At 67.1% G+C, this 13,746-nt stretch carries 14 protein-coding genes; 13 read left to right on the top strand and 1 reads right to left on the bottom strand.

Annotation, left to right across the window (positions count from 1 at the left end):
• Nucleotides 1–227 precede the first annotated feature (227 nt).
• From ACLML9_RS23320 to hpf, 13 genes are all read left to right on the top strand, one after another.
• The gene (locus ACLML9_RS23320; RefSeq protein ID WP_411947527.1) at nt 228–1,460 is read left to right on the top strand and encodes an alkane 1-monooxygenase; all 1,233 of its coding nucleotides are present in this window, start codon (nt 228–230) and stop codon (nt 1,458–1,460) included.
• Nucleotides 1,457–1,642 carry a rubredoxin gene (locus ACLML9_RS23315; RefSeq protein WP_063039245.1) on the top strand — a complete coding sequence of 62 codons (186 nt, stop codon included), beginning with the start codon at nt 1,457–1,459 and terminating at the stop codon, nt 1,640–1,642. Before ACLML9_RS23320 ends, ACLML9_RS23315 begins: the two co-directional genes overlap by 4 nt.
• Before the next feature lie 29 nt (nt 1,643–1,671).
• On the top strand, nt 1,672–1,854 hold the full coding sequence (locus ACLML9_RS23310; protein ID WP_411947526.1) for a rubredoxin: 183 nt from the start codon (nt 1,672–1,674) through the stop codon (nt 1,852–1,854).
• A gap of 41 nt (nt 1,855–1,895) precedes the next feature.
• Nucleotides 1,896–2,513, top strand: coding sequence for a TetR/AcrR family transcriptional regulator (locus ACLML9_RS23305; RefSeq protein WP_411947525.1), 618 nt, complete (start codon nt 1,896–1,898; stop codon nt 2,511–2,513).
• A gap of 222 nt (nt 2,514–2,735) precedes the next feature.
• The gene (locus tag ACLML9_RS23300) at nt 2,736–3,899 is read left to right on the top strand and encodes an alkane 1-monooxygenase (RefSeq protein ID WP_411947524.1); all 1,164 of its coding nucleotides are present in this window, start codon (nt 2,736–2,738) and stop codon (nt 3,897–3,899) included.
• 126 nt (nt 3,900–4,025) lie between these two features.
• Nucleotides 4,026–5,507, top strand: coding sequence for an adenosylhomocysteinase (gene ahcY / locus ACLML9_RS23295; RefSeq protein ID WP_411947523.1), 1,482 nt, complete (start codon nt 4,026–4,028; stop codon nt 5,505–5,507).
• A gap of 189 nt (nt 5,508–5,696) precedes the next feature.
• The gene (locus ACLML9_RS23290; RefSeq protein ID WP_411947522.1) at nt 5,697–5,942 is read left to right on the top strand and encodes a hypothetical protein; all 246 of its coding nucleotides are present in this window, start codon (nt 5,697–5,699) and stop codon (nt 5,940–5,942) included.
• Between the two features lie 227 nt (nt 5,943–6,169).
• Nucleotides 6,170–6,844 (top strand): dTMP kinase, encoded by a 675-nt coding sequence (locus tag ACLML9_RS23285; protein ID WP_411947521.1) that lies wholly within the window; start codon nt 6,170–6,172, stop codon nt 6,842–6,844.
• 79 nt (nt 6,845–6,923) lie between these two features.
• Nucleotides 6,924–7,601 carry an MtrAB system response regulator MtrA gene (gene mtrA, locus ACLML9_RS23280; RefSeq protein ID WP_036514973.1) on the top strand — a complete coding sequence of 226 codons (678 nt, stop codon included), beginning with the start codon at nt 6,924–6,926 and terminating at the stop codon, nt 7,599–7,601.
• Between the two features lie 97 nt (nt 7,602–7,698).
• Nucleotides 7,699–9,576: an MtrAB system histidine kinase MtrB gene (mtrB, locus tag ACLML9_RS23275; protein ID WP_411947520.1), complete on the top strand. Its 1,878-nt coding sequence runs from the start codon at nt 7,699–7,701 to the stop codon at nt 9,574–9,576.
• Nucleotides 9,573–11,378 carry an MtrAB system accessory lipoprotein LpqB gene (gene lpqB, locus ACLML9_RS23270; protein ID WP_411947519.1) on the top strand — a complete coding sequence of 602 codons (1,806 nt, stop codon included), beginning with the start codon at nt 9,573–9,575 and terminating at the stop codon, nt 11,376–11,378. Before mtrB ends, lpqB begins: the two co-directional genes overlap by 4 nt.
• A 40-nt stretch (nt 11,379–11,418) precedes the next feature.
• Entirely contained in the window at nt 11,419–12,051 is a 633-nt protein-coding gene (locus ACLML9_RS23265; RefSeq protein WP_411947518.1) for a ComF family protein, read from the top strand.
• A gap of 190 nt (nt 12,052–12,241) precedes the next feature.
• A complete protein-coding gene (gene hpf, locus ACLML9_RS23260) occupies nt 12,242–12,961 on the top strand; it encodes a ribosome hibernation-promoting factor, HPF/YfiA family (RefSeq protein ID WP_030523358.1) in 720 nt (239 codons plus the stop codon).
• Between the two features lie 43 nt (nt 12,962–13,004).
• Here hpf and bluB read toward each other — a convergent pair whose 3' ends face one another.
• On the bottom strand, nt 13,005–13,640 hold the full coding sequence (gene bluB / locus ACLML9_RS23255; protein ID WP_411947517.1) for a 5,6-dimethylbenzimidazole synthase: 636 nt from the start codon (nt 13,638–13,640) through the stop codon (nt 13,005–13,007).
• Nucleotides 13,641–13,746: the final 106 nt, after the last annotated feature.

Genomic DNA, 13,746 nt, shown 5'->3' with positions numbered 1-13,746 from the left:
TCACGGCCGAGCAGCGATTTCGCTCGCGGACGGCCCCGGGAACCGGCCGCTACATAACGTATGTGTGAACCCGAATCCGTTCTTTACCGAACTCATAAACGTCTCCGCTTCGAGCCTTCTTCGCGCTTACCGTGTCAGGAGTGAGTGTGGTGCGCCCCGTGCGCCCGGCGTGAGGAAGTCGGACAGCAGGCCGAGCCTGCCATGCCCCTATCAGAAGTGAGACGGAGATGTCTGTCGAGCCTTTCGAATCCACTCCACCCGAATCCTGGCGCGACCCCAAGCGCTACCTGTGGCTGTGGGGTCTGTTGGCGCCCACCGGGCTGTTCGTCATCGGCATCCCGGCGGTCTGGGCCCTGGCCGCCCTGGGCCGTCCCGGTCTGATCCATATCGTGTTCTGGCTCGGGCCCATCCTGCTCTATCTGATCATCCCGATAGCCGATCGGATGGTCGGGACGGACGGATCCAACCCACCCGATGCGATTGTGGCCGCGCTGGAGCAGGACAGGTACTACCGCTATCTCACCTACCTGTATCTGCCGTGCCAGTACGCGACCCTGCTCGCGGGTGCCTACCTGATCACCGCCGACGGTCCGTATCTGCCGGTGGAGGGCGGCCTGCACCTGATCGACAAGATCGGCCTGGCCGTCACGATGGGGGTGATCGGCGGCATCGGCATCAATACCGCGCACGAGCTCGGGCACAAGAAAGTGGGTCTGGAGCGGCGGCTGTCCAGGATCGCGCTCGCGCAGAGCGGCTACGGCCATTTCTACATCGAACACAATCGCGGACATCATGTGCGGGTGGCGACCCCCGAGGACCCGGCCAGCGCCCGGTTCGGCGAGAGTTTCTGGGCGTTCCTCCCCCGGTCGGTCCGCGGCGGCCTGCGCTCGGCGTGGTCGCTCGAACGCACCCGGTTGCAACGGCTCGGGTTCGGGCCGTGGAACCTGCGCAACGATGTGTTGACCGCCTGGCTGCTGACCGTGGTGCTGTTCACCGCCCTCGTTCTCGTATTCGGGCTCGAACTGCTGCCATATCTGCTCCTGCAGGCGGTGGTGGGATTCGGCTTGCTGGAGGCGGTGAACTACACCGAGCACTACGGGCTGGCGCGGCAGCGTACTTCTTCCGGGCGTTATGAGCGCCCCACCCCCGCACACAGCTGGAACAGCGACTATCTGGTCACCAATATCTTCCTGTACCACCTGCAGCGGCACAGCGATCACCATGCGTTCCCGACCCGGCGATACCAGGCGCTGCGCACCTGGCAGCAGGCCCCGGCGCTACCCGCCGGATACGCGGGAATGATCACGCTCGCCTACCTGCCACCGCTGTGGCGGCGCGTGATGGACAAACGGGTTCTCGCGCACTATGGCGGCGATATCACCCGCGCGAATATCCATCCTCCGGTGCGGGACCGGGTACTCGCGCGCTACGGTACGACCGCGTTGGAGGCGCCGGAATGAGCGAATACCGCTGCCCGGTGTGCGACTACGTCTACGATGAGCGCGCGGGCGCGCCCCGTGAGGGTTTCCCGCCGGGTACGCCCTGGTCGGAGGTGCCCGACGACTGGTGCTGCCCGGACTGCGCGGTCCGGGAGAAGATCGATTTCGAGCCGTTGCCCGCCGGGCCCCGCGGCCGGTGGTAGCCCGATCGACCGAAAGGCCGGTGTGCTCCATGACCGATTACAAGCTGTATCAGTGCGCTCAGTGCGGCTTCGAATACGACGAGGCCCTCGGGTGGCCGGAGGACGGGATCGCGGCCGGGACCCGCTGGGACGATATTGCCGAGGATTGGACGTGCCCGGACTGCGGTGCGGCCAAGTCGGATTTCTTCATGATCGAGATCGAGCGAACTTGAAACTTTGACTCACATGGTGAGTTCGTGCCAGTGTCGCTGATATGCCGAGCATCGGAGCCCGGAACATCACCCAGGGGTCTGCGCGTGAGCTGCGCACAACCGTCCTCGACGCGATGCGAGACCTGCTGGTGCAGCGTGACTGGTCCAAGATCACGCTCACCGATGTGGCGGCCGGCGCCGGGGTGAGCCGGCAGACCCTCTACAACGAATTCGGCTCGCGCGGTGGGCTCGCCGAGGCCTACGCCGTCCGGCTCGCCGATCATCTCGTGGACCATGTGGAGACGGCGCTGGCCGCCAATGTGGGAGACGCCCAGGCTTCCATCCGGGAGGGTCTGGCGAGTTATTTCCACGATTCGGCCCAGGACCCGCTCGTGCAGTCGCTGCTGCTGGGTGAGGTGAAACTCGATTTGCTCAGGCTCATCACCCTCGACGCCGGGACGCTGATGGCCCATGCCACCGAGCGGCTGTCGACGGTGATGCAGCGCAGCTGGATCGCGCTGACGCAGGCACAGGCCCGCACTTTCGCGCACGCGCTGGTGCGGCTGGCGATCAGCTACATCCCCACCCCGCCGCCGCCCGGTCACGATGCGCCGGCCGAGCTCGAGCGAGTTTTCAGCCCCTACGTCGCCGCCGTTCTCGCCGAACAGGGATTGCGATGAACTCGCTACATCCGATGAAATAGCATCCTTTCGCGGACTATCAGTTACGATCTCGGTCGCGGAGAGTGCGCGGGACCGGCCGGATACGGGGTTGTCCGAGCGCCGGTACGGTACTCGCGTGTAACAGCGCCCACGTTCGGAGCGAACAAGGACGCATCAGTGGCGCGGGTTCTGTCAATATGTAGGCCGCTGTCGGTACGGGTTCTCAATAGCGGGGCAAAAGTGCAATTGGTTGGTAAGTCGGCTGGATCGGCCGATCCCAAACGCCATCTGTGGATTCTCGGACTGATCGCTCCGGCCTGTGCGCTGCTGCCGTCGCAGCTGGTGCTGCGCACCGGTCTCGAGGTGTTCTGGTGGCTCGGGCCGATCGTGGTATTGGTGATCATTCCGTTGCTCGATGTGCTCGTCGGCGACGACGGCACCAATCCGCGCGACGAGGATTACGAAACTCTTTCCAACGATCGCTTCTATCGGTGGTGCACCTATCTCTTCCTGCCTTTCCAGTTGATCGGCCTCACCCTGGCCGGCTATCTGTGGGCCGGTTCCGAGCTGAGCGTCCTCGACAAGATCGGTCTCGCCACCACCCTGGGGCTGGTCTCGGGGATCGGTATCAACGCCGCCCACGAACTCGGGCACCGGGTGGAACACCTGGAACGCTGGCTGGCCAAGGTCGCCCTGGCGCAATCCGGGTATGGGCATTTCTTCGTCGAACACAACCGTGGCCACCATGCCCGGGTCGCGACCCCCGAGGATCCGGCCAGTGCCCGGCTCGGCGAGAGCCTGTGGACCTTTCTGCCGCGCAGTGTGCTCGGTGGGTTCCGCTCCGCGATCGCCCTCGAGCGGGAACGGTTGCAGCGGGCCGGCCGCGGCTGGTGGAGCCCCCGCAACCACATCCTGCAGGCCTGGTCGATGACCGTGGCGCTCTTCGGCGCCCTGATGCTGGTTTTCGGCTGGGAAATCCTGCCCTACCTACTGCTGCAGGCTGTGCTCGGCGCCGGACTGCTGGAAACGGTGAACTACATCGAGCACTACGGGCTGCTCCGGGAACGCCGGCCCAACGGTCGGTACCGCCGGTGCACCCCGCGCGACAGCTGGAACAGTGACCGGCTGGTCACCAATATCTTCCTGTTCCACCTCCAGCGGCACAGCGACCATCACGCCAACCCGGGGCGCCGGTACCAGACCCTGCGCAGTTCGGACGAGGCCCCGCAACTGCCCGCCGGCTACGCGGCGATGGTGGTGCTGGCCGTCGTACCGCCGGTGTGGCGGCGGGTGATGGACAAACGGGTCCTCGCCCACTACGACGGCGATATCACCCGCGCCAATCTTTCTGCCGGTCGGCGGCGCCGGCTCCCGGCGGTGGCCCAGGGGCCTGCCGCGGCCTGATCACCGGACCCGCCGAGAGCGTTGCCGATCGGCTATCGCGCCGACCGGCACACCCGCACCACAGTGCGGGCCAACCGACTAGCCTTGCGGTCGAGACCGATACCGAGAGAAGGCTGATCCACGCTGATGACGACCTCCGAACTGCCTCGAACCTCGCTGAGCACCGATACCCGCAACGGCGTCGAATACAAGGTCGCGGATCTGGCGCTGGCCGAATTCGGCCGCAAGGAGATCCGGCTGGCCGAGCACGAGATGCCCGGATTGATGGCCCTGCGCCGCGAGTACGCCGATGTCGCCCCACTGAAGGGCGCCCGGATCTCCGGTTCGCTGCATATGACGGTGCAGACGGCTGTGCTGATCGAGACCCTCACCGCGCTGGGCGCGCAGGTGCGGTGGGCCTCCTGCAATATCTTCTCCACCCAGGACCACGCGGCCGCGGCCGTGGTGGTGGGCCCGCACGGCACGGTCGACGCGCCGCAGGGCATTCCCGTTTTCGCCTGGAAGGGCGAAACGCTGGAAGAGTACTGGTGGGCGGCCGAGCAGATGCTCACCTGGCCCGGTGAACCGGCCAATATGATCCTGGACGACGGCGGCGATGCCACCATGCTCGTCCTGCGCGGGGCCCAGTTCGAGAAGGCGGGTGTGGTCCCGCCGGCGGACGAAGAACATTCCGCCGAATACACCGTTTTCCTGAACCTGCTGCGTGAGCGCTTCGACAGCGACAAGGGCAAGTGGAGCGCGATCGCCGAGAGCATCAAGGGCGTCACCGAGGAGACCACCACCGGCGTCCTGCGGCTCTACCAGTTCGCCGCCGCCGGTGAGCTGACCTTCCCCGCGATCAACGTCAACGATTCGGTCACCAAGTCGAAGTTCGACAACAAGTACGGCACCCGGCATTCGCTGATCGACGGCATCAACCGCGGCACCGATGTCCTCATCGGCGGTAAGAAGGTGCTGATCTGCGGGTACGGCGATGTGGGCAAGGGCTGCGCGGAATCCCTGGCCGGCCAGGGAGCCCGCGTCCAGGTCACCGAGATCGACCCGATCAATGCCCTGCAGGCGCTGATGGACGGCTTCGACGTGGTCACCGTGGAACAGGCCATCGCCGACGCCGATATCGTCGTCACCTCCACCGGCAACAAGGACATCATCACCCTCGACCATATGAAGGCGATGAAGGACCAGGCCATTCTCGGCAATATCGGCCATTTCGACAACGAAATCGATATGGCGGGCCTGGAGCGTTCCGGCGCGACGAAGTTGAACATCAAACCTCAGGTCGATCTGTGGACGTTCGGCGATTCCGGTAAGTCCATCATCGTGCTGTCGGAGGGGCGTCTGCTCAACCTCGGCAACGCCACCGGCCACCCCTCGTTCGTGATGAGCAACAGCTTCTCCAACCAGGTGATCGCGCAGATCGAACTGTGGACCAAGCCGGAGGAGTACGACAACGAGGTCTACCGCCTGCCCAAGGTGCTCGACGAAAAGGTCGCCCGCATCCACGTGGAGGCGCTCGGCGGCACCCTGACCAAGCTCACCAAGGACCAGGCCGAGTACATCAATGTCGATGTCGACGGTCCGTTCAAACCCGAGCACTACCGGTACTGATCCCGGTTGTCCGCAGGAGGCCGCCGGTACCGTGAGGTGTCGGCGGCCTCCTGCCGTTGCCGTCGACTCCGGATATGCAGAACTCCGGCTGATCACGCTTTCGCGCACTGCAACCCTCTACCCGTGTTAGGGTCGGATCACGTTGAGCCCGTGGAGGACTGGCTCCACGCGATATCTCGAGGGGTGGGTATGAAATCTGTTTTCTGCATGGGGAGCCTCGTTGCCGCGGTGGGTATCGGCTGGGCCGTACTGGCCGCGCCGGCACACGCCGACGAGCCTTGGGTGAAGGACGCGGTATGCGGCCATGGCTATGAGTACGGCAAGGTCGTCGACCTCAACGGCCAAAAGTGGAAGGTCGTCGTTGTGACCGGTAACGGCCAGGCGTACCTCCTGGAGGACGACTACGGCCGGACACGGCGAGTCGCCTGCGCATAGCCGCGTAGGCCCGGCCGTCGCGGGCGAGCGCGGGTTCGGTCCACCTGTCCGGCCGTTTCGGGGACGGATGAAGTCGTTACGGGAACTCCGGTTCCGGCCGAGCAGGGCCCGGCCGGAACCGGATGTGCGGTGGTCGGCGCCAGCGTGATCCTCGCTTCGCCCGGGCAGTGCAGCCGCGGAGAACCGGCGCGAGGATTCCGCGGACGACCGGGGTATCCTGCCTGGATATGGGAGCGTTGATAGCCATCGAGGGGCTCGATGGCGCGGGTAAGCGGACGCTGATCGCCGGGCTGGCGGCCGCGCTCGACAGTCGCGGACTCCGCGTCGCGACTCTCGCCTTCCCGCGCTACGGCCGGTCGGTACACGCGGACCTGGCCGCCGAGGCATTGCGCGGCGCCCACGGCGATCTGGCGGCGTCGGTGAACGCCATGGCCGTCCTGTTCGCGCTCGACCGGGCCGGGGCCGCCGACGAACTGGCGAAATTGCTCGTCGACAACGATATCGTCGTGCTGGACCGATACGTGGCCTCCAATGCCGCCTACAACGCGGCCCGGCTGGGCCAATCCGCCGACGGGGAAATCGTGCGGTGGGTGGGGGAATTGGAATTCGGGCGGTTCGAACTCCCGGTACCGCGGGTGCAGGTGCTGCTCGATGTTCCGGTCGAGGTCGCGGCCTCGCGCGCGCGCCGTCGCGGAGAAATCGATGCGGCGCGCGACCTGGACGCCTACGAACGCGACGGCGGATTACAGGAACGTACCGCCGAGGTGTACCGTGATCTTGCTCGGCGTGATTGGTATGGAACCTGGTGGGTTTTCCGATCCACCGAAGAAGACGGTTCCGGCCGGCTCGCCGGGGAAATGAACTCATTGGCCGCGCGGCTCGCCGCATCGGCCGCGAATTAGTGTTGGATATCCGGCGGGAACGCGCCACTGTGTGGCGTGGCGGCCCGTTACGAGCGCGGGAGATGACAACATAGTAACTATGAAGCCGAAGATTCTGGTCGTCGACGACGATATGGCGCTCGCGGAGATGCTCACCATCGTCCTGCGGGGCGAGGGTTTCGATCCGCATGTGGTCGGCGACGGCACCCAGGCCCTGTCGGCAGTTCGTGAGATCCGGCCCGATCTGGTGCTGCTCGATCTCATGCTGCCGGGGATGAACGGCATCGATGTGTGCCGGGTGCTGCGTGCCGACTCCGGTGTGCCGATCGTGATGCTCACCGCCAAGACGGACACCGTCGATGTGGTGCTCGGCCTCGAATCCGGAGCCGACGACTACATCGTCAAGCCGTTCAAACCGAAGGAACTGGTGGCCCGGGTCCGGGCCCGGCTGCGCCGCACCGAGGAAGAACCGGCCGAACTGCTGAACATCGCCGATATCGTGATCGATGTTCCGGCACACAAGGTCACCCGCGAGGGCGGGCAGATCTCGCTCACGCCGCTGGAGTTCGATCTGCTGGTGGCACTGGCCCGCAAACCCCGCCAGGTGTTCACCCGCGAGGTACTGCTGGAACAGGTCTGGGGTTACCGGCACGCCGCCGACACCCGCCTGGTGAACGTCCATGTGCAGCGACTACGAGCGAAGGTCGAAAAGGATCCGGAGAATCCCGAGATCGTGCTGACCGTCCGCGGTGTGGGGTACAAGGCCGGTCCGCCGTGATCCGGCTCGAGTTCCCGGGTCCGGAGGCGCTACCTTGCGTGACCACGTAGGGTCGGACGCCGGTCGGAAAGTCGGACAGAACGGGCGTCTCGCCGACATGCGGGAGGCGTTGACACCGGTCGACGAATGGTTCCAGCATGTCGGTAGATCACTGGGCCTGCTGTGGCGGCGTTCGCTGCAGTTGCGCGTCATCGTCTCGACGCTCACCCTGTCGCTGATCGTCATCACGGTGCTGGGTGTCGTGCTGACCAGCCAGATCACCGACCGGCTGCTCGATGCGAAGATCAATGCCGGGGTCGAGGAGATGGACCGGGTCCGGAATACGGTCGAAACCCAGCTGGCGGGGGTCCACGACATCACCAGCCAGCAGCAGCGGCTGATCGATGCCCGGGATTCGCTGTCCAACCGGCGCGATTCGCGGACCGGCGGCGCGGCGGGCAGTTTCGATTCGGCGCTGAGCATGATCGGCGGCACCCCGCAGCAGGTGATCACCGCCGGGTCGATCGAACAGGTGCCCGACGCGCTGCGCCGGTTCGTCCAGCGCAACCAGGTCAGCTACCAGTTCGCCACGGTCTCGGACCCGGACGGCTACCACGGTCGGGCGCTCATCATCGGCAGCCCCAGCGCCGAGGTGCCCACCCTGGAGATCTATCTGATCTTCCCGCTGGCCAACGAGGAACGCAGTCTGGCACTGATGCGCGGGACCATGCTGGTCGGTGGTGTGGTACTGCTGATCCTGCTGGCCGCCATCACGGCGCTGGTGACCCGGCAGGTGGTGTTGCCGATCCGGTCGGCTGCCCGGATCGCCGGCCGGTTCGCCGACGGCCGGCTCAAGGAACGCATGCTGGTGCGCGGCGACGACGATATCGCCCGGCTGGCGAAAGCGTTCAACGAAATGGCCGAGAGCCTGTCGAATCAGATCAACCAGCTGGAGGAATTCGGCAATCTGCAGCGGCGCTTCACCTCCGATGTCAGCCACGAATTGCGTACCCCGCTGACCACGGTGCGGATGGCCGCCGACCTCATCCACGGCAGCAGCGACGATCTCGACCCCGCGCTGGCCCGCAGCGCCGAACTACTGGTCACCGAACTGGACCGGTTCGAAGGCCTGCTCAACGATCTGCTGGAGATCTCGCGCCACGATGCCGGTGTCGCCGAGCTCCAGGTGGAATCGCTGGATGTGCGGATGTGCGTCCGCGCGGCCATCTCCACGGTGCGGCATCTGGCCCGGGACGCCGGGATCGAGGTGGTCATCGATCTGCCCGAGGAGCCGGTGGTCGCCGAGGTCGATCCGCGCCGGGTGGAGCGAGTGCTGCGCAATCTGCTCGCCAACGCGATCGACCACAGTGAGGGCAAACCCGTCCTGATCCGGATGCGCGGCGATACCGAAGCCAACGCCCTCGCCGTGGTGGTGCGGGACCAGGGTGTCGGTCTGCGGCCGGGGGAGGAGAAACTTGTGTTCAGCAGGTTCTGGCGGTCCGATCCTTCGCGGATGCGCCGGTCCGGTGGGACCGGGCTCGGCTTGTCGATCAGCGTCGAGGACGCCAACCTGCACGACGGCAAACTCGAGGCGTGGGGACGGCCCGGAGTCGGCGCGAGTTTCCGGCTGACCCTGCCGCTGATCCGCGGCCAGAAGCTGGGCAAGAGCCCGCTGCCGTTGGAGCCCGGTATGCGCCGGGCGCCGCGGCGGCCGCACTCGGAGAGCGAGCGGGCCGGCGGCGAACGGGTGGAACTCGGCCCGCCGGTCACCGAAACCGAACCGTGGGCGCCCCTGCCCGCAGCGCCCGCCGAGCCGGTTACGGGCAGTGCGGAACCGGAGACCCCGGCGCCGGCGACCGGCACGCGGGGCGCCGGTCCGGATTCCGCGCCGTCCGCCCAGGATCCGGATGCCCAACCGGGCGACGCCGCGCACCCGGAGCCACCCGGCCCGGTCGGTGGCCCGGTGCCCACCGACCGCGGAGACCAGAAGTCATGAGCGCACGCAGGCGGTGGTTCCGGCAGTTGGTGGTGGCGGCCGCGGTGATCGGCCTGGCCGCCACGGGCGGCTGCGCGAATCTGCCCGATTCCTCGCAACCCCAGGCGCTCGGCACGATCAATCAGGAACCGGCCGCCGAAGGCCCGCCCGCCCCGACACAGGGGCGGGACCCGGATCTGCTGCTCCGCGATTTCCTGCAGGCCACCGCCGATCCCGCCGACGGCCACCTCGCCGCCCGTCAGTACATGACCCCTGCCGCGTCGACCCAGTGGAACGATGTCGATTCGACCGTGATCGTGGAGCGCGCGGATACGCTGCGCGAATCGCGTACCGAGAACGACGCGACCTACGTACTGCGCGCGCGCAAGGTCGGCGAGCTCTCCGCGGACGGGTCGTACCACGCGGTGGACGGGATCATCGAGAACAAGATCGAGATGACGCGGGTCGACGGCGAATGGCGTATCGACGAACTGCCCGACGGCGTGGTGATGGAGTACAGCGCCTTCACCCAGTCCTATCGGCGGCACGCCCTGTATTTCGTCACCGCCGACGGCCAGCATGTGGCGCCGGATCTGCGCTGGGTCGCGGGGCGCCCGGACGAGCTGGCGCAGCAACTGGTGACCAAGCTGATCTCGGGCCCGCAGCCGTATATCGCTCCGGTTGTCCGCAATTACCTGGCCCCGCCCGTCGCGGTGCGCGGGACCGTCACGAAGGCCAACGGTGATCCCGTCGGCGTCGGCGTGGGCCTGGGCGGGGTACGGATCGACTTCACCGGAATAGGCGAGCTGAGCCCGCGCGACCGGGAATTGTTCGCGGCCCAGGTGGTGCTCACCCTCGCGGGCGCCGATGTGCTCGGCCCCTACATGCTGCTCGACGACGGCCGGCCGCTGGACGAGCGGTTCGCCGGGAACGGCTGGTCGCTCGACGATCTGGGGCCGCTCGCCGATTCCGTGCAGCCGGACGTCCTGATCGGACTGCACGCGCTGCGGGAGGGCAAACTGGTCAAGGTCGAGGAGAATCGGGCCCCGGCTCCTGCCCCGGGCTACTTCGGTGAGGTGCAGAACCTGCAGTCGGTGGGTCTGTCGCCGGACGGGAAGTTGGTGGCCGCCGTCGCCGACGCGGGCCGTCAGCCGCCGCAGCCGCAGCGCACGCTGATGGTGGGCAGCTACGGAGGTAACGCGTTCCCGGTCGCGGAGGGCGGGGCCATCACCCGCCCGTCCTGGACCGCCGACGGTAGCGCGGCCTGGGCGGTCATCGACGGGAATCGGGTGATCCGCGCGGTCACCAACCGTGATACCGGCACTGTCTCGGTCCAGGAGGTGGACACCGCCCAGCTGTTCGCCCCGGACTCCGGGCCCACCTTCGAACTGCCCATCACCGAACTGCGAATCTCCCGTAACGGCGTCGGCGCGGTGTTGATCGCCGACGGCAAGGTCTACGTCGCCATGGTGCTGCGCCGGCCGGACGGTACGTTCGCGCTCACCGCACCGCGGCAGATCGCCATGGAACTCAGCACCGCCGCGACCTCGGTCGACTGGTTCAGCGACGATACGGTCATCCTGGCCACCGCGGGCAATGTGGATCCGGTAAGGACGGTGAAGATCGACGGCTCCGGAATGGCCTCGCTGGGCGGTCGCAACCTCACTCCGCCGGTCCGCCAGGTCACCGCCTCGATCGAACGCCAGTACGTCGCCGACTCCCGCGCGGTACTGGAATTCACCCGCACACCCGAAGGCGGCGACCCGTACTGGCGCGAGGTTCCCGGTCTCGGCGCGGACGCCGTCCCGGTGCTACCCGGCTGACTCCCCGCGCCGTGTCGGTGCCCACCGGCACACTGCGCGTATGCGGACACTGCTGGATCTGGTCGTACCGCCGGAATGCGGCGGTTGCCGCCGGCCCGGGACACCGTGGTGCGCCGAGTGCGCGCGCAGCCTCTCCGGCCCGCCGATCCGGGTGTATCCCCGAGCCGATCCGGGAGTGCCGTGCTGGGCGCTGAGCCGCTACCGCGGCCCGGCGCGGCAGGCCGTCCTGGCGGCCAAGGAGCGCAACCGGCGTGATCTCGCCGAGCCGATGGGGCTCGCCCTCGCCGCGGGACTCGCCGAGTTGCGGGCCCCGGACCGGACCCTGATACTTGTACCCTCGCCGAGCCGACGGGCCGCGGCGCGGCGGCGCGGCGGCGACCCGGTACTGCGATGCGCGCGGATCGCGTCCCGATCGCTGAGCGGTTGCCAGGTTCTGCCGTGTCTGCGAGTCTGGTGGGGAGTCCGCGATTCGGCCGGTCTGTCGGCGCGCGAGCGTGACCGCAATCTACGCGGTCGGGTGAGTGCTGCGCCGTTACCGTCCGACGCGGTGAACGCGCAGGTCGTCCTGATCGACGACGTATTGACGACAGGTGCCACGGTATCCGCGTGCGCCCGGGCGCTCGTTGCCGCAGGAACACGCCCGGATGGCGTATTCGTGACGTGTGCCGGCTGAATCCGGGAAATTTGCGTGAACAGTGGCGAACCTCCGATCCTCGTACTAGCGTCGCGTGCACACACCCGATCCGGGAGTTTGGAGGTGGGCCTCGTACATCACGTGCCGGCCGACTGGACCCGACATGGCCGGCACCGTTTCATCCCGCCGCATGCGACGACAAGTGTGCGGCCGAATCCGGGAGGTACGCGTGACGACTACTTCACGACCTTCAGTTCAGGACACAGCCCAGACACAGCTGGACGACCAGCTGGACCGACCGCGGGACACCCGGGCGGATATCGTCGTCAAGGGCCGCAATGTCGAGGTTCCCGACCATTTCCGAATCTATGTGTCGGAGAAGCTGTCCCGGCTGGAACGCTTCGATCCATCGATTTTCCTCTTCGACGTGGAACTCTTCCACGAGCGCAACCGTCGTCAACGCAAAAACTGCCAGCGGGTGGAGATCACCGCGCGCGGCAAGGGCCCGATCGTCCGCGCCGAGGCCTGCGCGGACAGTTTCTACGCCGCATTCGAGGCCGTGACCGCCAAACTGGAGAGCCGGCTGCGCCGCACGAAGGACCGCCGCCGCGTCCACTACGGCGAGAAGACTCCGGTCTCGGTACACGACGCCACCGCCGACCTGGCCGATGACGCGCAGCTCGGCGACCTCTCCGGAATTCCGCACGATCACTCTCCGCACAGCCGGAAACGGTCCGATTTCGCGGCCGATTACCCCGAATACGAGGGGCCCGGGCATATCGTGCGCACCAAGGTGCACTCGGCGATCCCGATGACGGTCGACGACGCCCTCTACCAAATGGAATTGGTGGGCCACGATTTCTTCCTGTTCCAGGACAAGGAAACCGATCGGCCGTCGGTGGTCTATCGCCGGCATGCCTTCGATTACGGCCTGATCCGGCTCGCCTAGCCGACAGCTCGGCCGACCGGCCCGCACCATGGGCCGGTCGGCTTCATTGTTCCCGGCCCGCGGGGGTGTACCGCTCTTCGTGGACCGCGGCGTGTAGCGGACGCCGATCACGCCAGCCGAATCGCTCCAGGTCCGGCGCCTGCTGGAATTCGGCCACCGGGCCGATACAGAGCCAGGCGACCGGCCGGACGCCCGCGGGCAGGCCCATCAGGCCGGTGAGGAAGGCCTCGTCGTAGAACGACACCCATCCCACCCCCACCCGCTCGGCGGTAGCCGCCAGCCAGAGGTTCTGGATCGTGAGAATGGTGGAGTACAAGCCGGTTTCGGGTACCGTCGCCCGGCCCAGTACCTGTGACCCTCCCCGCGCGTCGTCGTGGACGACCACGATGCCGGTGCCGCTCTCCTCGATCCCCTCGATCTTGATGGGCGCGAACGTCCGGGCCCGGTCGGCGGGCAGCGAACGCGCGAAGTCGCGCCGCCGCTCGGCCACATGGGCAGCGAACGTTCGCAATGTCGCCGGATTGCGGATGATCACGAAATCCCAGGGCTGCGAATTACCGACGCTGGGGGCACAGTGCGCCGCCCCGAGGATCCGCCACAGTGTGGTGTCGTCGATGGGTTGCCCGGTGAACTCCGCCCGCACATCCCGGCGGGTCCGGATGGCTTCGTAAACACTCATCTCCGCTGCACACACAGCACTATTGTTCTATCCGGTCTCCGGTGGCGCGGGGCGGGGCTGTGCTTGTCGGCGCCGCCTTCGGCGGCGCGGGGTCGGGGCCCCGTGG

The organism is Nocardia sp. NPDC002869, assembly GCF_046764065.1.
GTDB classification, from domain to species: domain Bacteria; phylum Actinomycetota; class Actinomycetes; order Mycobacteriales; family Mycobacteriaceae; genus Nocardia; species Nocardia rhamnosiphila.
This window is presented reverse-complemented; position numbering and strand designations above follow the sequence as displayed.